Raw genomic sequence first — 17,629 nt, 5'->3', positions numbered from 1 at the left:
GATTATACTTATACAATTCTATTTTTACCTTATTATCCATTTTATGTATTTTATAAAGAGGTGGCGTATTTTATGATATCTAAACTTACTTTTGGCTATAAAAAGCCTACTGAGCAATATGTATTACGACCTAGTTGTTATGCAATTATTTTTAACTCAACCTCTTCAAAGATTGCTATTATCCAAAAAGGAGAACGCTACTTTTTACCCGACGGTGGTATGGAAGGTACCGAAACAAAAGATGAATGCTTACATCGTGAACTACTAGAGGAATTAGGATGGGCAATTGAAATTAACCAGTATATCGGTAATGCGATGCGATATTTTTATGCGGAAAAGGAAGATACTTATTATTTAAATGACGGGTTCTTTTATATCGCGAACATGGTGCAGAAACGAACTGGAAACTGTGAGGAGGATCATGTTTTAAGGTGGATGTCTCCATTACATGCTGTGGAACTTCTACTTCATGATCATCAAAAATGGGCGATTGAACAAGCGCTTTTATTACGAAATGAAAAAGGATCTCCTTCTATATGAAAGAGATCCTTTTTACTGTTAGCTTACTTTTTTCAAATTGAGAGCTGGCTTTTTCATTCCACCTTTTTTTACAACATATAGACCCACAAAGATAATAAGTCCGCCAACGAGTTGCATCATGTTTATTTGCTCTCCGATTGTTACTGCCGCAAAAACAACTGCGAACAACGGTACAAGATACATATATACCATTACTTTCGTTGAGCCTATTTGACTAATACCGACATACCACATCGCAAGTCCGAAGATTGTCGCGAAGACGATTGAATATGCTAGTGAACCCCAACTTGGCATGTCTACTGGCCACGTTAATGTGTTTACGTTGAATAAACAATATATAACGAGAGGTACAATTCCAATTAAAGTAGACCAAGATGTGACTCTCATTGCGGAGTATTTTGTAATAAGGGGTTGTGCTAATATTGGATACCATCCCCACGCAATTGCTGCGACTAATCCAATTATATTTCCGAGCCATGCATACTCGTAAGTAGCTCCTCCTGTATGACCTGTTAATAAAACGAATGCGGCACCAATAAAGGCTACTATTGAACCTATTTGTACTTTCATCGAAAAGCGTTCTTGTTTGTGCAATACTGCTAATATCCCTGTAAATATAGGTGACATCGCAATTAATAATGAGGCGTTCGTTGCTGAAGTATATTTCACAGATAGCATAAACATCGTTTGATACATTGTCGTACCAACGATACCGACTGCTACTAATCGTAGCCAATCTTTTCTTTCAATGCGTAATGAGCGTTCTATTAAAAATGTAATAAGTAATAATACCGGTGATGCTACTAAAAATCGTAAACTATTAAATTGAATGGATGACATAAATGCCACGCCATACTTTCCAATTGTATAATTTGCTCCCCATACTAACGCTACTGATACTAGGAGCCATTCCATTTGCCATCGTTTCATCCGAATCTCCCCTTCCATATTTAGCATAGTAAAATTGGCTGGATATAACACCGTCCAATTGGCTGTTTTTTTACCCAGCCAATTTGCTATACTGGATGTATATAAGAGATACGGAGGCGTTTTTTTATGGAATGGAAGCTAGATAGTGACAGTAAAATCCCTATTTATCAGCAAGTTGTTGACTTTATCGAGAAACGTATTACATACGGGGAACTTCCTCCAGGTAGCTTCCTACCTTCTGAACGGAAATTAGCTACACAGTTAAATGTAAACCGTAGTACGGTAACGACTGCTTATAATGAACTACGTGCTATGGGAATTGTAGAAAGTACGACTGGTAAAGGAACACGCGTGAGTACACATATGTGGGGCGTTTCTCCAACATTAACGCCGAACTGGAGAAATTTCGTGGAAGGCGGTACGTTCTTACCAAACTTACCGTTACTTCGCCATATTCGAGCAGAAGTACAACAAAATGAAAATATTATTGATTTTGCAAACGGAGAGCTTGGTTGTAATCTTTATCCTCACGATCAACTACAAACGATTTTACGAGAACAACCGTTAACGCATGCATTAAGTTACGATCACCCGCAAGGTTATCTTCCATTAAGACAAGCGGTAGTAAAATATATGAAAGAATATTTAAAAGTTGAAGCGACTGAACAATCGATTATGATTACATCTGGTGCACAGCAAGCACTTCACCTTATCGTACAATGTTTATTAAATCCAGGTGATGCTGTCGCTTTCGAAAGTCCATCACACTGTTATTCCTTACCGTTATTCCAATCAGCAGGTATTCGTATTTTCCCATTACCTGTCGATGAACACGGTATTAATCCGGATGATGTGCAAGAGCTATATAGAAAGCATCGTATTAAAATGATCTTTTTAAATCCAAATTTCCAAAATCCTACGGGAACTATGCTTCATCCAAACCGTAGAAAAAAACTGTTATCACTTTGCGCAGACTTACGAATTGCGATTGTGGAAGATGATCCGTCTAGTTTACTTACGCTAGAAAAGAAACAACCTTGTCCTACCTTAAAATCAATTGATGAAAACGGAACTGTCATTTATGTACATTCTTTATCTAAAATGATTGCACCAGGTTTACGAGTTGGCTGGCTTGTCGCTCCGCAGTCTGTAGTAGAAAGGTTATCAGACGCAAGGCACCAAATGGAATTAGGTATGAGCATTTTCCCGCAGTGGCTTATGCAGCAATTTTTCGAAACCGTACCATTTCAGTCTCATATCGTACCGTTACGAAAACAACTAGCAGAAAAAAGAAACGTTATCGTCCGCGCTCTAAACGAGCAACTTCACGATAAAATCTCTTTTTCAAACCCGACCGGTGGTATTTACATATGGGGAAAATTAAAAGAACCGATAAACGAAAAACAACTCATTATGCAAAGCTTAAAACAAGAAATTGCTTTTATGCCTGGTAGTATTTTCGGGGCGAAAGATGGTTATATACGTTTATCTTATGGAAAAGTGGATATTGATCAAATTGAGGAAGGGATTTCTCGTTTGCGGGAGGCTATTTTAGTTTGTGGAAAATAAGTAGTATCCTTGCAATTTAATTAATTTTTAACTAAGTACATAAACTAAAAAACACTTTAGTTTATGTACTTGTATTGGTTCATTTTTTTATTTCAATAAAATATGTATCATAAGATTCTTTAAAAGTGTAGCCTAGCTTTTTTGCTAGTTCAACAGATTCAGAATTTGCTCCATCCCAACTAGGATATTTTCCTCTATCTAAACAATCTAATATAAGTGCAGATGCTACAATCGTAGCTAAACCTTTTCTTCTATGTTCAGGATGACTCGCAATTTCAATCTCGATACCATCATCAAATATACTGAATGATGTTGCAGCAGAAACAACTTGTCCTTTATTTAAAACGGCGTACCCTACGCCCCTATCAATAAAATCATCGATTGAATCAAACTGACTAGTAAAATCTTCTGAGAGTGCATGAAATGAAGATGACTTTGCTATATCTTTATCAATTTTTTTCATTTCGTAATTTTGGGGTAATGTAGACAATATATCCCGTATGTATTCTTTATCTAAATCGCCGGGGTTCTTATTAAATCTAAACCTTTGAAACTTCTCAATTGTTCCTTTGTGAACAGTCTCTATCCGTTTTTTCCATTCATCCGAATCTACAATGGCAAGAGTAAAATCAGGTAGATTATATAATAATTCTTCCGCCTCTTCTGCGTTTGGATTCCCGGCGTAAAACACAAAAATCCCTACAGTTATTTGAGCAACAGTTGGATTTTCAGGATTGTCTACCCACGCACTTCCCATATGCCCTTGGAGATAGGAAAGTACAATCGTACTATCGAAATCATCAAACATCTCAACTAACTTTTGCCTTACATTGTTATCTGCTTTATAAATCATTCAATTCCCCATTTCTGAAAATTATTATCATTACACCAATTGTATATTAACATATACTTTTAAATATATACAATTTTTGTAAGTTAAAATACAAAATCCTCGTTTGACAAAACCTAAATCTACCATTATCATCAACACGAACCTAGTTATAGGAGTGATACCAATGAAAATCTATGTTGATGCAGATGCTTGCCCTGTAAAAGATGTAATTATTTTTGAAGCTACAAAGGCAGAAATTCCTGTTACCCTCGTTACAAGCTTTTCTCATTATTCTAATGCAGAGCAGCCAAAAGGCGTGGAAACAATTTATGTTGATTCTGGAGCAGATGCTGCGGATTACCGAATTATGCAGTTAGCAAAAAAAGAAGATTTAATCATAACACAAGATTACGGTCTTGCTTCGCTTGCTTTAGCAAAAGGCTGTATCGTACTACACCATAAAGGCTATAAGTATACGAATGATAACATTGAACAACTATTACAAACACGATATTTAAGTGCAATGGTTCGAAAAAGTGGTAAACGTACAAAGGGACCGAAACCATTTACAGCAGAAGATAAAGAAAAATTTAGAGTGCTCTTTAAAAGTATGATCGCACTGTAGAAATGAACCGTCTATTTGTAGAGAAAAAAAGAAGAGAATATCCAAATGAACATTCTCTTCTTAAGGCTTACCCGTTTAAAATGAAGGTAAATTATCTAAGTTATTTTCTTTTATTCCATCAGGTTCGCTACGTATAATATCTCTGCCATACTTATGAAATACGTCCACATGAGCTAACTTCCCTGATTTTGCTTCACTAAGAGCAGTCATATAATCTAACTCTCTCCCGCTACTTGTCTTAAAAGCAATTAAATCCCCATCATCATTTTTACGAACGGCAACTATTTGTTCTGCTCCTGTATTAACTTCATGGTCTACTTCGAATTGAGCTTGTTCTTTTCCTTGATATAAATAATCATTATACACTTTTTCAAAGTCTTTTTTGTCCATAAAACTCACCTCCAACACATTTTATTAGTATGGTTGGGAGGTGTTGGTTTTATGTAATTTCCTTTTAGCAAAATGGATTTTTAATACCTACGCAAATCCTTCAAAGTTTCCAAAATATCATCTGTAAAGGCTGTACTACCCTCTGTCTCTAAAACTCTAAAGTATAAACTTCTTAAAAAAGCTCTAATATTTTGTACTAAAATATCATACTGAGGATGCGGGATGTCTTCAACAATTGCTATACTATGTAACCAGTTGCTCCACTCTTCTTCTGTTAAAAGATTTTGATTACGTAACGACATAATTGGCGTTACTAATCTCTCATCCTCAAAGTGTATGTAAACATAGTCATTTAGGCGAACTTTCTGACGAACAGCTGCAAGAATCGCATATGAAAACTCACGATTTTGTATTGTACGTGCTAACGCATCGAGCGCATCCGCTGCATGCGCAGTAGAGTGTGCCCATCCTTTTCCTTCTACATAACCTCTTACATCTTCTTCTAAATATACATATTCCAGCACTTGTTCTGCTACGCTGTATAGTTGTTCTTCTGATAACAACGGTTCTCTTTCATGAACAGATAAAATAAGTGGTGGAATTAATACGGAGAATGCACGCTTAAATACAGAGTCTGTTCCCTTTTCACCAATTTTATAAAATAAATAATCAGGACTAATTGCTTGTAACATTAATCCTCGTAATTCTTTTTGTCTAAACACATTAGTTGTAATCCATGTGTGAAGCGTACTATAAATTAAATCATCACGTAATTCAGCATCAGGTGATCCAATATAATCTAACATCCACTGCGCATACGGATATGCATCCACGTCTTCTGGTACAGCATAATTATTATTTTTAATTTGTAGTAGTTCTTCTTTTAATTCTAGTACTTCATTCATTATATTTTTTCTCCCCTTTTTGCGTTTCTTATTGCCTTATCCCCCGTTTTTCACTTTCTAAAGCTAATATAATTATACGAGAATTATAACTATTAATAAAAGGCTATACATATACTTTTGATTGTGTATTACTTTCGCTCATGAAATATAAGTTTTGTTTTTGCTAAATCAGTATTCTGAAATACAACATCCGCACACTCTTTCGGATTATGCTCATCTATATACATTTTACAAGCCGCATGATACCTGTTCAAAAACATCTTCTCTGCTTCTTCATAACTTCCAAAAGCTTCTGTCTCCCGCTTCGCACCACGTTTTCTCGCAATCTCAAAATCTGTATCTACAAAAATTTTGTAATCAAATAAATACTCAATGTTTTTTTTCAATAGAAATGTTCCATCTACTATGAGTACCATATTGGGTTGAGCGAATATAGGCGTATTATATACAGGAATATCCGTTATTAAGTTATGAGAAATCGTTTCATATTGTAAATTCCCGTTAGGTCCTAAAGGCTTTAATAACCTTTCTTTGAAAGCTGTATAATCGTGTGCATCTTCATAATACCCTCTTGCAGATTCTTTACCTTGTGTATAACGAATCACCCTTGGGTTATGAAAATCGTCAATGCTAGCGCGTGTTACTGGTAACCCTCGTTTTTTTATTTCTTCCGCTAATTCGTTTGCAAATGTTGTTTTTCCTGAAGCTGTAATACCACTTACTCCAACTCTAATTGGATGAGTTAATTTTAACGTTAAAATACGATCAATAATTTCTTTGATGTTTTGTTTTCGACACATGATATTCCCCCCTTAATCAGTTAACATAATATAATTACAAGTAACAATCCATGTCACTATTCGTCGAATCGTCGATATATCAAAAAAATCGTTGATATATTTTAAGTTACGATAGATATATTATGATTGGTTTACTTCCCCTTAAATCCTCGATACAATGCAGTCCGTAACTCTTGTTTGTATTCTGCAATCTCTGGCATATCAATTTCTTCTGCTAATCGAATTGCCAATTCAATATCATACGGTACTCGTACGAGTTGAATAGAAAAGCTTGCTGCTTCTTTTTCTTTGTAAGTTCCTTCAAATATTAAATAAGAAGCTTGTGTGATTTCAAGTGGGTTTCCTACGCTACCAGCATTACATAACGTTTTCCCTCTGAAATTTTGAACGAATGCTTGGTGAACGTCACCGTAGCAAACGACATCTGGTTTTCTTTCTCCTTCTATATTCTCCGTGAGCTCACTGTTTTCGAACATACTAATACGCTCTTCTCTTGAAGCGTGTGGTTGTATTCTTTCATATAAACTTCTCGGTGAAGCGTGAAACATTCGAATGAGTTTTCCACTCATATAAAACTCGATTGAAAATGGCAAGCTTCTTAAATAGTCATTTTGTTCTTCCGATAGTTGTTTTTGATGCCATTTTAATGCTTCAAATTCAGTCGGCTTTGTAATAAAATCATCCCAGTTTCCCATTACGACTACTTCACATTCTTTACGAATGATTTCAATTACTTCGCTAGAATGAGGACCTTTTCCTACTAAATCTCCAAGACAAATAATGCGTTCAATTCCTCTCAATTTAATATCTTGTAGTACAGATTCTAAAGCCGGAATATTACCATGTATATCTGAAATTACTGCTATTTTGTCCATATAAATTCCTCCGTTATTTATTAAATTCACTTGATTGATACCATTTTGGAATATAGGATGAAAATTGATTATGATCTTCTAAAATTCCGTTTAACCTTTTCTTCATATCACCTACTAAATGCGACGTGCTTCGGTTTGTCCATACGATATCAGCTGGGAATGTCATTGCTGCATATAAGGAGTACAGTTTCCAAAAATGAAGTGATGGTTCGCCTCCGCAATAACCGTGAACTTGTCCAACCGCAAATGGTTTGCTTATTCTTGTAGTAAAAATCGCTACATTATAAAAATCGTGTATGGGATCGCCAAAATCATATCCACCAAAATCGATAACGATAAATTCTTTATTATGAATCATACTATTTGCTGGATGGAAGTCATCGTGTAAAAATGTGATTGGACGATTTTTTAATAAGTCTTTATGATTGTCTACAAAGGTTAATACTGGCTTCAGATCTAGAAAATTCACTTCGCAATCTGCTAATGCCTCTATGTATCTTTCGTATTTATTCCATCTAGATGTTTTCCATTTATTACTTGCACTTTCTTTTTCTATCGAGTGAATCCTCTTTAATACTTCTCCTGCTTTTCTTCCTGCATGATACTGTTCTTCCACCGATAGCTTACTTAAGCCCTCTTCACCATTTACACCTTGGGCCCATTCAAATACTTGAACACATTTATTTAATTCCTCAAGTTTTATGAAATGAATTAACTTAGGCGTTGGAATATGTAATGACTCTAATTGTTTCATATACGTATATTCTTCTTGTTTACGTTCAAAATGAACTGCATCACATACTTTTACAAAATATGTTACTTTGTTTTCTAATTCTATTTTATATTTCTCTTCATGTGAGAAACCTTTTGAAATAGCTGTACACTTTATAATACGAGGGCATTCTAGTTTTCTCTCTATCTCTCTAAGTATTTCATTCACAACATTCACCTCTATTAATATATGTACAAACTACCTAACACTTCATGCTCTCGTTTATTTTCTCCTTTACATTCCACTGCAAATGGATATTCACCATAATTCTTTATGTATTCTTGCACTAGACCTTCTCCAATTGGTTCACAAAACTGTACTTGAATGTCACCAAACGATACACTTTGACACTCCGCATTCCATTCTTCATTTTTCATGACTGGACTTGCAGTTAGCTCCATGACTGCTTTCCATTTCCGTACTGTTTCTCGAACATTTTTTACTGCGTAATGGATTGTTTCAATTTGTTGTACTTTGTTTTTATGTTCAGTGATCGTGCCAATGTTACGTAAATCATTTCTTCTTTCTTCGTCCGTTTCATTCCACTGTATAAAAAAAGGTAATTTCGGTCCGTTCTTATCTTGCTTTACAAATAACATTTTCCATTCTAAAAGGCGGCCATCTTTTCTCATTCGTTTCCCTTCAAACGGTCCTATCGTATGTAAACCGTGCTTACTAAACTTTACTGCTAGCTCTTCAATTGCATCTGTTCGAATTGCGATTTGTAGCATACCTTCTCCGTCCTGTAATTTCACTACCGTTTCTTGTACTAATGGATTGTCTGCTTTCTTCGCTTTTTCTTCATGTTGAACTGCTAAAAATTCTATATAAGATAAATCAAAATAACATAAACTATTCCAAGTCCCCCAAGTAGTATGCTCTCCGCCTAGTGCAGTATGAAATCCAAGTTCCTGCATTTGTTTTGCCGCTTCCTCCGGTGTACAGTTCACTGCATGTACGAGGTGATCAAATAATAACATGTCTTTCTCCCCTTTCTCTCCATCCTTTTATTGTATATTTTATTTTTCTTTCATTCAATTCAAAAAACTTTAAAACCTAGTTGATTTATACGATTAATATGTATTATAATGAAACAAATTTCATTATTGCTGATTGGAAAAACCAAAGGCACTTTTCTCACACGGGAAAAGTGCCTTTTTCATTTACTATTACAGGGGGATTATTTATGCAGAAATTAATTGTCTTTGCTATTATTGGATTTTTCGCTCAATTAATCGATGGAGCGCTTGGAATGGCGTACGGGGTAACGTCTACCTCACTTTTACTAATGTTTGGTATCGCACCGGCTGTAGCTTCCGCATCTGTTCATTTAGCTGAAGTTGTTACAACCGCCGCTTCTGGTGCATCTCACCTCAAGTTTGGAAACGTTGATAAATATACCGTTTCCAGGCTTACATTACCAGGAGCAATTGGCGCATTTGTCGGGGCATGTTTTTTAAGTAATTTACCTGGTGATGTAATTAAACCGTACATTTCTGTATTTTTATTTACTTTAGGGGTTTATATTTTATTACGATTCATTATTCAAAAACAAGTTGTTACTTCAAAGAAACGTATGTCTGCTAAACAACTTGTTCCGCTTGGCTTATTCGCTGGATTCGTTGATTCAACTGGTGGTGGGGGCTGGGGGCCGATTACGACACCTGTACTTTTAGCAAGAGGAAATGAAGCTAGAAAAGTTATAGGATCTGTAGATACGAGTGAGTTTCCTGTTTCACTCGCTGCAACAATTGGTTTTTTCATCTCACTCGGTTGGGAACAAGTAAGTTGGGTTTGGGTATTTTCGTTAATGCTTGGCGGTATTGTCGCAGCTCCAATCGCTGCATGGTTAGTGCGCATCGTACCTTCTCATTTACTTGGCGTATTAGTTGGTGGCCTTATTATCTTTACAAACATTCGTACACTACTTACTACATTTAAAGTGGATCCAACGATTATTTCCCTTTCTTACGTGGCAATTGGTCTTGTCGTTATTATTTCTATTTTCATTGCTGTTCGTAATCATTCCAAGCATTCTAACACACCGACAGCCGGATATCCGAATGATCAAAAACAGATGCTACCTTAATTACTAAAAACCGCTCAACTTACTTCGAGCGGTTTTTTTCTATTTTCCAATTCATCATTGTTTCTGTCGAATCTACTCTTTTCATATGTAACTTCTCTAACACACGAATCGAACCATAATTATCAAGGAGCGTCTCTGCAATAATCGTTTCTACCTCTCCTGTCTGAAAAGCCCAATCTATTAGTTCTTGTACAGCTTCTGTCGCATACCCTTTATTCCAGTATTTCTCAATAAATCCGTAACCAACTTCTACTGTATGTTCCTCATTTGGTTTCCCTTTAAAACCTATATCACCTAGAACGATGTCATCTTCTTTTCGAATGACATACCACGCGCCCCAAGGTAATAAATCCTTATCCTGTTTTACATTTTCTACATGTCCTACAATATGTGGGCCACTATTATACCCTTGCTCGTTAGCAACGTGAATACTCTCTTCTGTACACGGCACTATATAGAGCCTTTCTGTTTCTAATTTCATTTTGATTTCCCCTTTTTTACTTACACGTTACTCTAATTATATCAAAAAATATGACCTGATTATGAATGTCGAATTATATTTTCTGAATTTTCTTTTAATTTTTGAAGGGTTTTTCAATATTTTTTGCGAAACATTTGTATAACAATTTTTTCTTTGCTTATTGTTACATAATAGTAGGTTCGGGTGGAGTTTTGCAAGCGTTTCCTATACAATAACCGATATTTTTTGATTTTTTCCTACAAAATATCTTGCAATATATTCAGAAACTCATTACAATTGCCATATATTAAAAATCTTAGCAATATATAAATCCTCATCAATCCGATGAGGTAGAGGTTGCGACTTTTAAGAGTAAAACGGACGAGATACAGAGAATGTCTAAGACTCCGTTTGAAAGGAAAAGTTGCCGAAGTTTATATTTCTTCTCTGGAAATATGAGCTGGGGCTGTCTCCGAAAGGAACAGAACTGTCACGTTTACAAAATTACCGTGTAAACGTGGGGTGCTATCTTAACGGAAGGGTATGATGGGGTGGTTATTTGTGAAACGTTCCGCCAAATTCCTTTGGCGGTTTTTTGTATTTTTCTCCCCCGCTCCTTCCTATCTTACAAGAAAAGGAGTGTTGAACATGAATAGCGCAACGAATCAAGCTACCTCTAAAACAGAAGCTACAAAAGGAAAAGGTGAATTAAGACGCGGTCTAAAATCAAGGCACCTTACGATGATTTCTCTCGGCGGTACAATTGGTACCGGACTATTTCTTGCCAGCGGTGGTGTCATCCATTCAGCTGGACCTGGCGGTGCATTAATTGCATACGCCGCAATTGGAATTATGGTTTACTTTTTAATGACAAGCTTAGCTGAACTCGCAGCTTACATGCCTGTTACTGGATCTTTTAGCACGTACGCAACAAAATTTGTTGATCCATCACTTGGTTTTGCCCTTGGATGGAACTATTGGTATAACTGGGCAATTACGATTGCTGCTGAACTAGCGGCTGTAACATTAATTATGAAATTTTGGTTTCCAGATACTCCTTCCCTCATTTGGAGCGGATTATGTTTAGCTATTATTTTCCTTTTAAACTACTTATCTGTTAAAGGATTTGGTGAATCTGAATATTGGTTCGCACTTATTAAAGTAGCTACAATTATTATCTTTTTAATTGTCGGGTTTATGATGATTTTCGGAATTATGGGCGGCGAAACTGTTGGCTTCAAAAACTTCACTGTTGCAGATGCACCATTTAATGGCGGCATCATGGCAATTATCGGTGTATTTATGGCAGCTGGCTTCTCATTCCAAGGTACTGAATTATTAGGTGTAGCTGCTGGTGAAACATCTGATCCAGAGCGTAATATTCCGAAAGCAATTCGTTCGATCTTTTGGCGTATCCTTTTATTCTATATCCTTGCGATTCTCGTTATCGGTTTATTAATTCCTTATACAACTGAAAGCCTTGCTGCAAGTGATGTAACAGTAAGTCCATTTACACTTATTTTTGAAAAAGCGGGCGTTGCCTTTGCTGCTTCTGTTATGAACGCTGTTATTTTAACGGCAGTACTGTCTGCTGGTAACTCTGGTATGTATGCTTCAACTCGTATGCTTTGGGATTTAGCTCGCCAAGGGAAAGCACCGAAGTTTCTTGGTAAATTAGATAGCCGCGGCGTACCTGTTAACGCATTAATCGTAACATCGATTGTCGGTAGTATCGCTTTCATTGCTTCTTTATTCGGTGACGGTGTTGTATACATTTGGTTATTAAATGCATCAGGAATGTCTGGTTTTATCGCTTGGGTCGGCATTGCAATTAGTCATTACCGTTTCCGTAAAGCATATATCGCACAAGGAAAAGATTTAAATGACTTACCTTATAGAGCAAAATGGTTCCCATTCGGACCAATCTTCGCATTTGCACTTTGCGTCATCGTAATTTTAGGTCAAAACTACGGCGCGTTTATGGGCGAATCAATCGATTGGAACGGCGTACTCGTTTCTTACATCGGTTTACCACTCTTCTTAGTACTTTGGTTAGGATACAAATTTACGAAAAAAACAAAAGTCATTCCACTTGATAAATGTGAACTAAAATAAAGTGAAACGAGCAAACAAATTTGTTTGCTCGTTTTTTATTGCAAACCTCTTTGCTTCCCTATTGCCCCTGTTTTTGCAATAATAAAGGAAATATAAATAAAGGTTGGGATACAATGAACATTCGCATTACTGATGAAGCAATAGCAGCTATACATAGATTAGAACGTGAAGATAAAAAAATCATTCGCATTAGAGGGACAATGACAAACTCTTGTAGTATTTTCGTTGATGTCGATTTAATTTGGGATACATATGTTGCAGATGATGTTGTATATGAAGATGCAGACCTTATCGTACAAATGGATTCATTTACGAAAGACTACACTGGTGATACGGTGAAGCTTGATTATAAAACGACAGGTTTTAGTATTACGACTCCGAGTGAGACTTTAGTTTATGGATTGTCGATTAAAAAATAAAACTTGTTTTCAACTGATCACTGAGGTGAAAAAATGGGTAAATATGTTCCGCTAAAATTTTTATTTAACGAAGAATTAGCAGAAAAAATGGCTGATTCTATTTATAAACACGATCCTACTTTCTCTAAAAGAAACTTTGTGTCTTCCGTAACATGTAAAGTTGAAAATTTAGAGTTAAAGCAGCGTATTGAAGTATTGGCAGATGAATTACACAATGCTTTACAAAAAGATTTTAATGAAGCAATACATATATTACTGAAAACATTAGGACCAGAAAATACAACAGAAGTAGGCACATTTACAAACGGATATATGTACATGCCTATTGCAAAATACGTTGAAAAATATGGGCTTAACGATTTTGAAACCTCATTCAACGCCATGTATGAAATAACGAAAAGGAATACTGCTGAGTATGCCATTCGGCCTTTTCTTCAAACATACCATGAAGACACACTAAACATATTACAAAAGTGGATTCATGATGAAAACAGTCACATTAGAAGATTAGTTTCTGAAGGTACGAGACCTAGACTTCCTTGGGCTAAAAAAATAGGAGCTCTGAAAGGTGACTTTCAGTACAATTTACAGCTTCTTGAGCCTTTAATGAATGACCCTTCTAAATATGTTCAAAAATCTGTAGCCAATCATATTAACGATATTACGAAAGAAGATAAAGAACTCGTTTTTCAATGGTTGCAGCAATTACGTGATAAACAGCATCCAGTTAATCCTTGGATTATAAAACATGGGTTACGAACGGTGATTAAAAATGGTACTTTACCAAAAGATTTTTGTTTTTGAGTATTTTAAACAAAAACGCGTATGCTTCAAAAATAAAGCATACGCATTTCTTTCTTTTAAATACAGCAATAACAAACATATTTTTCCAACATTCCACTTCTTCAATGAAAGGTCTATAGCATTATTTCGATAAAGCTAAACCACCTACCATTGCTCATAAAATCTATCCCTCTTCCATTTCTACTTGCTTCATATAATATTCCATCGCTTCATTAAGCCATTTTTGTTCATCTTCTGCGAAAGGCGAAGGTATCATATTTTCAAGTTCTTGCATATCCAGTTCTTCCACACTAGTATTAGCTAACTTTTGTATCAGATCCTCATTAAGAAATGAAAAAGACTCTTCAATATATTCCTTAATCATCTCTTGTACTTTCGAATCCTCGACTGGTTTACCATATAATTGCTTAACCTTTTTAGACAATTGAATAAACGTTTGATCCAAAGCAATTTTATCTTCTTCTGATTTCTTTGATATTTCTTCCACGATATCCGTTAACTTATGGCGTTCCGTCCATTCTTTGTGTGTATGTTCAGTATTCATACCGTAAATAAGACTAAATAATACAGTACTATCTACCTCTTCTTCCTCTTCGACTAACTTCATTACTCTTTTCATTGCTTGCATTGATTGCTCAATTTGTTCTTTTTCTCTTTCTAACACTTGCAAATGGAGAGACAAGCTTTCATTCAGATCAACGCTAAAGCTTGATTCATGTAACAAATTAGCGACTTTATCTAGACTATAGCCTAGAAATTTTAAACTTATAATTTTTTGTAAGGTTATAATATCTTGATATTTATAAATGCGGTGCCCTGAAGAAGGATTCTTTTCTGGTTGTAACAATCCAATTTCATCATAGTAATGCAAAGTAGGAATTGGTATGCCCGTTTTTTTCGAGAATTCTCCAATAGAAAACTTTTTATCCGTATTCATGTAAATCCCCCTATTAAAAATATAAATTCATTATAAAACCTAAAGTAACTAGAGGTTCAAGAGGATAATTCAAGAAAATTCAAAAATGTTAAAATTCATGTAATCAATACGTATTGCACTATTTCATTTAATAGCCCAATTATTGAAGAGCATAACCTTCCCTCACAAATTCAAAGGACTTTCACTTACTTATCCCGAATATATAAATAACCATTGTCACAAGGAGCGAATTTATATGAATCTATTCGAGCACGAAACGTAAAACCGCTTCTCTTTCATAAGAGGTCCTCCTTTTTCTTTTTTCATCATATCATTCATTGAAAAATAGGAGGACATAATTATGAAACGTAATCTATTATTTTTAACTTTATTAGAAAGTGCAAATACAAATTTTAGCGGTTGGGATTTTTCTTTCATTTCAGAAACGGGCCGAATGAAGAGCGAGCTTTTATCATGGTCGTACGGTAGCACTGCTTATCAGCTTATGCAACGTGTTAAATCAATGCTCGATATGGGTACTGGCGGCGGAGAGTTTTTATCTATGTTACAACCGTTCCCACCAACTATTTATGCGACTGAGGGTTATGCACCAAACTTGCCAATTGCTCGGAAGAAATTAGAACCTTTAGGGGTTACAGTTGTGGCAGTAATTGATGATACTGCTTTACCATTTCAAGATGAACAGTTTGATTTCATTATGAATCAACATGAATCCTATTCTGCTTCTGAGGTAAATAGAATACTTTCTCCTAATGGAATATTTCTTACACAACAAGTTGGTGGTCTCGATTGTGCGGAACTAAATGAGCAGTTTAACGCACCGCTAAATAACGAATTTGCAAGTTGGTCTCTTGAAACAGCATGTAGTGAGTTAAAGGAAAATGGATTTACTATTTTAGAAGCAAAAGAAGCATTCCCTTTCCAACGCTTTTACGACATTGGCGCTATTGTCTATTATTTAAAAGCAATTCCGTGGCAAATCCCTAATTTTACTGTCGAAAGGTATGATGAGGAATTATATCGTATACATGAAATTATCTTACAAAAAGGATATTTTGATGTGAAGCAACATCGTTTTCTGATTAAGGCGATTCGCAGTTAATCATGGAGCATATGAAAAAGAGATGGATCTACCATCTCTTTTTCCCCGTTTATTTTTAAAAATTTTGTGGTGGTTTCTAGATTGTTAAGTACGTCCACGTCTTGCAATCACATCAGCTAATGTAATAAGTTGCTCGTGCGTTATCTTTCCGGATACCTTTTCTTTTATAATTTTTTCCATTTCCTTTGTAACAGTCATGCCTTCTATTTCTAGACTCGCTTTGGCCGCCTCGAAAGCTTTATTTAATTCTTCCTCGTTTTTGAATGTCATAATTTGAGTTACTCCCTTCAAATCATTTTTTTACTCTTTTAATACAAGAAAAGTAATATCATCCCATTTCCTCTCTAATTGTAAAGTAGTCTTTTCAATACTTCCTCCTGTTAACAAATCATATCCTTCAATCTCAGCTACCAATTGTTTCGTTTTACTCTTTGGATTCATATCTTTGTATAAGATGTATAACTTATTACCATGTACTTGTATATCCGAAATCCCTTTGTCCTCTCTAGCGATTTTTGTATCACTCTGCAGTGAATATGTACGTATGATATTCAAATTCTCATCTAACTCTTTTATTTTTTCATCATGATTTAAAACGTACACCTTATTATCATACACCTGCACTAAAACAGGTATGAATTGTTTGTCATCTAATACCGTTTCTTTTTCTACTACTTTAGTTTTCGGGTTTATCATCATTAATTTGGAAGGCAGCTTTTGATTTACATTATCACTTAATGCGAGTATTAGTTTATCTTTATACTTTTGAAAAATTACTTTTTGAGGAGTTGGTGCAAAATACACATTTTCATTAGGAATTTCAAATTCGTTTGTTTTTTTATTTGTGACCAAATCTATTTCTGAAATATATACTTTATCTAGCGTTTGTGAAAATGCGTATATATGATTCTCAATAATATGCGCACCTTGAATCGTTCCCTTTAGTTCTACACTCTCTTGCCTTTTGTCACTATCTTTCCAATATACAAGTTCACTTGTATATCCCTTCTTTTCGTCTACCAATCCAATATTCACATCATAATATACATATCCTTGTTCTGCATGGATGAAATATGCCCCTGCGTTTACATCTTGTAATTGTTTCGGTCTACTGATTTCTTGCATCTTACCAGTCTTATCAATTGCATAATGATTGTTATTTCTATTTGATGAAAAGTAGTATCCCTTTTCATCTTTTGCATTGCTCATCATACTTTGACCATCTACTTCCATTTTACTAATCGTATTTCCTTTCTTATCATATGCATATATGTAACTACCGGCTTTCATGGCATTTGAATAGGATACGAGGTAATCTGCTTTTTGAATGTCTTTAAGTTCTGTATCACTTTTAGAACAGGCTACAAAAAGGAACATCGTACATATGACGATTATGGTCAATGAATTGCATTTCTGGAACATATCATCACCTCACATATATAATGAGAGCAATCAACATAAAAAT

Annotated in this window: 20 protein-coding genes and 1 riboswitch; of the genes, 8 read left to right on the top strand and 12 right to left on the bottom strand. The window is 35.2% G+C overall.

The genetic code is table 11. The annotated features are described in order from the left end of the window. The first annotated feature begins 72 nt into the window (after positions 1 to 72). On the top strand, positions 73 to 540 hold the full coding sequence (locus QCI73_RS12345; protein ID WP_353823012.1) for an NUDIX hydrolase: 468 nt from the start codon (positions 73 to 75) through the stop codon (positions 538 to 540). An 18-nt stretch (positions 541 to 558) separates the two neighbouring features. Here QCI73_RS12345 and QCI73_RS12340 read toward each other — a convergent pair whose 3' ends face one another. Continuing rightward, positions 559 to 1,470 (bottom strand): DMT family transporter, encoded by a 912-nt coding sequence (locus tag QCI73_RS12340; protein WP_262726182.1) that lies wholly within the window; start codon positions 1,468 to 1,470, stop codon positions 559 to 561. 126 nt (positions 1,471 to 1,596) lie between these two features. Here QCI73_RS12340 and pdxR point away from each other — a divergent pair, with 126 nt between their 5' ends. Next, positions 1,597 to 3,039: a MocR-like pyridoxine biosynthesis transcription factor PdxR gene (gene pdxR / locus QCI73_RS12335; RefSeq protein WP_262726181.1), complete on the top strand. Its 1,443-nt coding sequence runs from the start codon at positions 1,597 to 1,599 to the stop codon at positions 3,037 to 3,039. Between the two features lie 79 nt (positions 3,040 to 3,118). Here pdxR and QCI73_RS12330 read toward each other — a convergent pair whose 3' ends face one another. Further along, positions 3,119 to 3,892: a GNAT family N-acetyltransferase gene (locus tag QCI73_RS12330; protein WP_262726180.1), complete on the bottom strand. Its 774-nt coding sequence runs from the start codon at positions 3,890 to 3,892 to the stop codon at positions 3,119 to 3,121. Positions 3,893 to 4,055: 163 nt separating this feature from the next. Between QCI73_RS12330 and QCI73_RS12325 the strand changes: the two genes are divergently transcribed. Continuing rightward, a complete protein-coding gene (locus QCI73_RS12325) occupies positions 4,056 to 4,496 on the top strand; it encodes a YaiI/YqxD family protein (RefSeq protein WP_087953254.1) in 441 nt (146 codons plus the stop codon). A gap of 75 nt (positions 4,497 to 4,571) precedes the next feature. Here QCI73_RS12325 and QCI73_RS12320 read toward each other — a convergent pair whose 3' ends face one another. From QCI73_RS12320 to QCI73_RS12295, 6 genes are all read right to left on the bottom strand, one after another. Further along, entirely contained in the window at positions 4,572 to 4,886 is a 315-nt protein-coding gene (locus tag QCI73_RS12320; RefSeq protein WP_353823011.1) for a DUF3892 domain-containing protein, read from the bottom strand. 80 nt (positions 4,887 to 4,966) lie between these two features. Continuing rightward, positions 4,967 to 5,791: a DUF2785 domain-containing protein gene (locus QCI73_RS12315; protein WP_353823010.1), complete on the bottom strand. Its 825-nt coding sequence runs from the start codon at positions 5,789 to 5,791 to the stop codon at positions 4,967 to 4,969. Between the two features lie 128 nt (positions 5,792 to 5,919). Then, positions 5,920 to 6,591 carry a nucleoside/nucleotide kinase family protein gene (locus tag QCI73_RS12310; RefSeq protein WP_353823009.1) on the bottom strand — a complete coding sequence of 224 codons (672 nt, stop codon included), beginning with the start codon at positions 6,589 to 6,591 and terminating at the stop codon, positions 5,920 to 5,922. A gap of 131 nt (positions 6,592 to 6,722) precedes the next feature. Further along, on the bottom strand, positions 6,723 to 7,466 hold the full coding sequence (locus QCI73_RS12305; RefSeq protein ID WP_074563065.1) for a metallophosphoesterase family protein: 744 nt from the start codon (positions 7,464 to 7,466) through the stop codon (positions 6,723 to 6,725). A 13-nt stretch (positions 7,467 to 7,479) separates the two neighbouring features. Next, positions 7,480 to 8,406, bottom strand: a complete 927-nt coding sequence (locus QCI73_RS12300) for an aminoglycoside phosphotransferase family protein (RefSeq protein ID WP_353823008.1) — start codon at positions 8,404 to 8,406, stop codon at positions 7,480 to 7,482. Between the two features lie 14 nt (positions 8,407 to 8,420). After that, complete coding sequence (locus QCI73_RS12295) at positions 8,421 to 9,218, bottom strand: VOC family protein (protein ID WP_353823007.1); 798 nt, start codon at positions 9,216 to 9,218, stop codon at positions 8,421 to 8,423. 206 nt (positions 9,219 to 9,424) lie between these two features. On the opposite strand from QCI73_RS12295, the gene QCI73_RS12290 reads away from it, so the two are divergent. Beyond that, a complete protein-coding gene (locus tag QCI73_RS12290) occupies positions 9,425 to 10,327 on the top strand; it encodes a sulfite exporter TauE/SafE family protein (protein WP_353823006.1) in 903 nt (300 codons plus the stop codon). A gap of 19 nt (positions 10,328 to 10,346) precedes the next feature. On the opposite strand, the gene QCI73_RS12285 is transcribed toward QCI73_RS12290, so the two are convergent. Further along, complete coding sequence (locus QCI73_RS12285; RefSeq protein ID WP_000764614.1) at positions 10,347 to 10,808, bottom strand: GNAT family N-acetyltransferase; 462 nt, start codon at positions 10,806 to 10,808, stop codon at positions 10,347 to 10,349. Between the two features lie 322 nt (positions 10,809 to 11,130). Further along, positions 11,131 to 11,323, top strand: a riboswitch (Lysine riboswitch). Between the two features lie 112 nt (positions 11,324 to 11,435). On the opposite strand from QCI73_RS12285, the gene QCI73_RS12280 reads away from it, so the two are divergent. From QCI73_RS12280 to QCI73_RS12270, 3 genes are all read left to right on the top strand, one after another. Continuing rightward, positions 11,436 to 12,902, top strand: coding sequence for an amino acid permease (locus QCI73_RS12280; RefSeq protein WP_001083374.1), 1,467 nt, complete (start codon positions 11,436 to 11,438; stop codon positions 12,900 to 12,902). 113 nt (positions 12,903 to 13,015) lie between these two features. Beyond that, a complete protein-coding gene (locus QCI73_RS12275) occupies positions 13,016 to 13,321 on the top strand; it encodes an iron-sulfur cluster biosynthesis family protein (protein WP_001026161.1) in 306 nt (101 codons plus the stop codon). Positions 13,322 to 13,354: 33 nt separating this feature from the next. After that, positions 13,355 to 14,125 carry a DNA alkylation repair protein gene (locus QCI73_RS12270; protein WP_087932022.1) on the top strand — a complete coding sequence of 257 codons (771 nt, stop codon included), beginning with the start codon at positions 13,355 to 13,357 and terminating at the stop codon, positions 14,123 to 14,125. Between the two features lie 163 nt (positions 14,126 to 14,288). Here QCI73_RS12270 and QCI73_RS12265 read toward each other — a convergent pair whose 3' ends face one another. Next, on the bottom strand, positions 14,289 to 15,062 hold the full coding sequence (locus QCI73_RS12265; RefSeq protein ID WP_353823005.1) for a MerR family transcriptional regulator: 774 nt from the start codon (positions 15,060 to 15,062) through the stop codon (positions 14,289 to 14,291). Between the two features lie 340 nt (positions 15,063 to 15,402). On the opposite strand from QCI73_RS12265, the gene QCI73_RS12260 reads away from it, so the two are divergent. Then, the gene (locus QCI73_RS12260) at positions 15,403 to 16,164 is read left to right on the top strand and encodes a class I SAM-dependent methyltransferase (protein ID WP_353823004.1); all 762 of its coding nucleotides are present in this window, start codon (positions 15,403 to 15,405) and stop codon (positions 16,162 to 16,164) included. A gap of 84 nt (positions 16,165 to 16,248) precedes the next feature. Here QCI73_RS12260 and QCI73_RS12255 read toward each other — a convergent pair whose 3' ends face one another. Together QCI73_RS12255 and QCI73_RS12250 are read right to left on the bottom strand one after the other, a co-directional pair. Beyond that, positions 16,249 to 16,434: an antitoxin VbhA family protein gene (locus tag QCI73_RS12255; protein ID WP_000143190.1), complete on the bottom strand. Its 186-nt coding sequence runs from the start codon at positions 16,432 to 16,434 to the stop codon at positions 16,249 to 16,251. 30 nt (positions 16,435 to 16,464) lie between these two features. Next, positions 16,465 to 17,586 (bottom strand): hypothetical protein, encoded by a 1,122-nt coding sequence (locus tag QCI73_RS12250; RefSeq protein WP_087932024.1) that lies wholly within the window; start codon positions 17,584 to 17,586, stop codon positions 16,465 to 16,467. Positions 17,587 to 17,629 lie beyond the last annotated feature (43 nt).

This window comes from Bacillus cereus group sp. MG16, assembly GCF_040459875.1.
GTDB lineage: Bacteria > Bacillota > Bacilli > Bacillales > Bacillaceae_G > Bacillus_A > Bacillus_A paranthracis.
The sequence above is the reverse complement of the archived record's forward strand: the minus strand, read 5'-3'. Positions and strand labels throughout refer to the sequence as shown.

Excerpts from the sequence above, each read along its gene's own strand:
- QCI73_RS12345 (WP_353823012.1), top strand. The coding sequence starts at position 73 with ATGATATCTAAACTTACTTTTGGCTATAAAAAGCCTACTGAGCAATAT.
- QCI73_RS12340 (WP_262726182.1), bottom strand. The coding sequence starts at position 1,470 with ATGAAACGATGGCAAATGGAATGGCTCCTAGTATCAGTAGCGTTAGTA.
- pdxR (WP_262726181.1), top strand. The coding sequence starts at position 1,597 with ATGGAATGGAAGCTAGATAGTGACAGTAAAATCCCTATTTATCAGCAA.
- QCI73_RS12330 (WP_262726180.1), bottom strand. The coding sequence starts at position 3,892 with ATGATTTATAAAGCAGATAACAATGTAAGGCAAAAGTTAGTTGAGATG.
- QCI73_RS12325 (WP_087953254.1), top strand. The coding sequence starts at position 4,056 with ATGAAAATCTATGTTGATGCAGATGCTTGCCCTGTAAAAGATGTAATT.
- QCI73_RS12320 (WP_353823011.1), bottom strand. The coding sequence starts at position 4,886 with ATGGACAAAAAAGACTTTGAAAAAGTGTATAATGATTATTTATATCAA.
- QCI73_RS12315 (WP_353823010.1), bottom strand. The coding sequence starts at position 5,791 with ATGAATGAAGTACTAGAATTAAAAGAAGAACTACTACAAATTAAAAAT.
- QCI73_RS12310 (WP_353823009.1), bottom strand. The coding sequence starts at position 6,591 with ATGTGTCGAAAACAAAACATCAAAGAAATTATTGATCGTATTTTAACG.
- QCI73_RS12305 (WP_074563065.1), bottom strand. The coding sequence starts at position 7,466 with ATGGACAAAATAGCAGTAATTTCAGATATACATGGTAATATTCCGGCT.
- QCI73_RS12295 (WP_353823007.1), bottom strand. The coding sequence starts at position 9,218 with ATGTTATTATTTGATCACCTCGTACATGCAGTGAACTGTACACCGGAG.
- QCI73_RS12290 (WP_353823006.1), top strand. The coding sequence starts at position 9,425 with ATGCAGAAATTAATTGTCTTTGCTATTATTGGATTTTTCGCTCAATTA.
- QCI73_RS12285 (WP_000764614.1), bottom strand. The coding sequence starts at position 10,808 with ATGAAATTAGAAACAGAAAGGCTCTATATAGTGCCGTGTACAGAAGAG.
- QCI73_RS12280 (WP_001083374.1), top strand. The coding sequence starts at position 11,436 with ATGAATAGCGCAACGAATCAAGCTACCTCTAAAACAGAAGCTACAAAA.
- QCI73_RS12275 (WP_001026161.1), top strand. The coding sequence starts at position 13,016 with ATGAACATTCGCATTACTGATGAAGCAATAGCAGCTATACATAGATTA.
- QCI73_RS12270 (WP_087932022.1), top strand. The coding sequence starts at position 13,355 with ATGGGTAAATATGTTCCGCTAAAATTTTTATTTAACGAAGAATTAGCA.
- QCI73_RS12265 (WP_353823005.1), bottom strand. The coding sequence starts at position 15,062 with ATGAATACGGATAAAAAGTTTTCTATTGGAGAATTCTCGAAAAAAACG.
- QCI73_RS12260 (WP_353823004.1), top strand. The coding sequence starts at position 15,403 with ATGAAACGTAATCTATTATTTTTAACTTTATTAGAAAGTGCAAATACA.
- QCI73_RS12255 (WP_000143190.1), bottom strand. The coding sequence starts at position 16,434 with ATGACATTCAAAAACGAGGAAGAATTAAATAAAGCTTTCGAGGCGGCC.
- QCI73_RS12250 (WP_087932024.1), bottom strand. The coding sequence starts at position 17,586 with ATGTTCCAGAAATGCAATTCATTGACCATAATCGTCATATGTACGATG.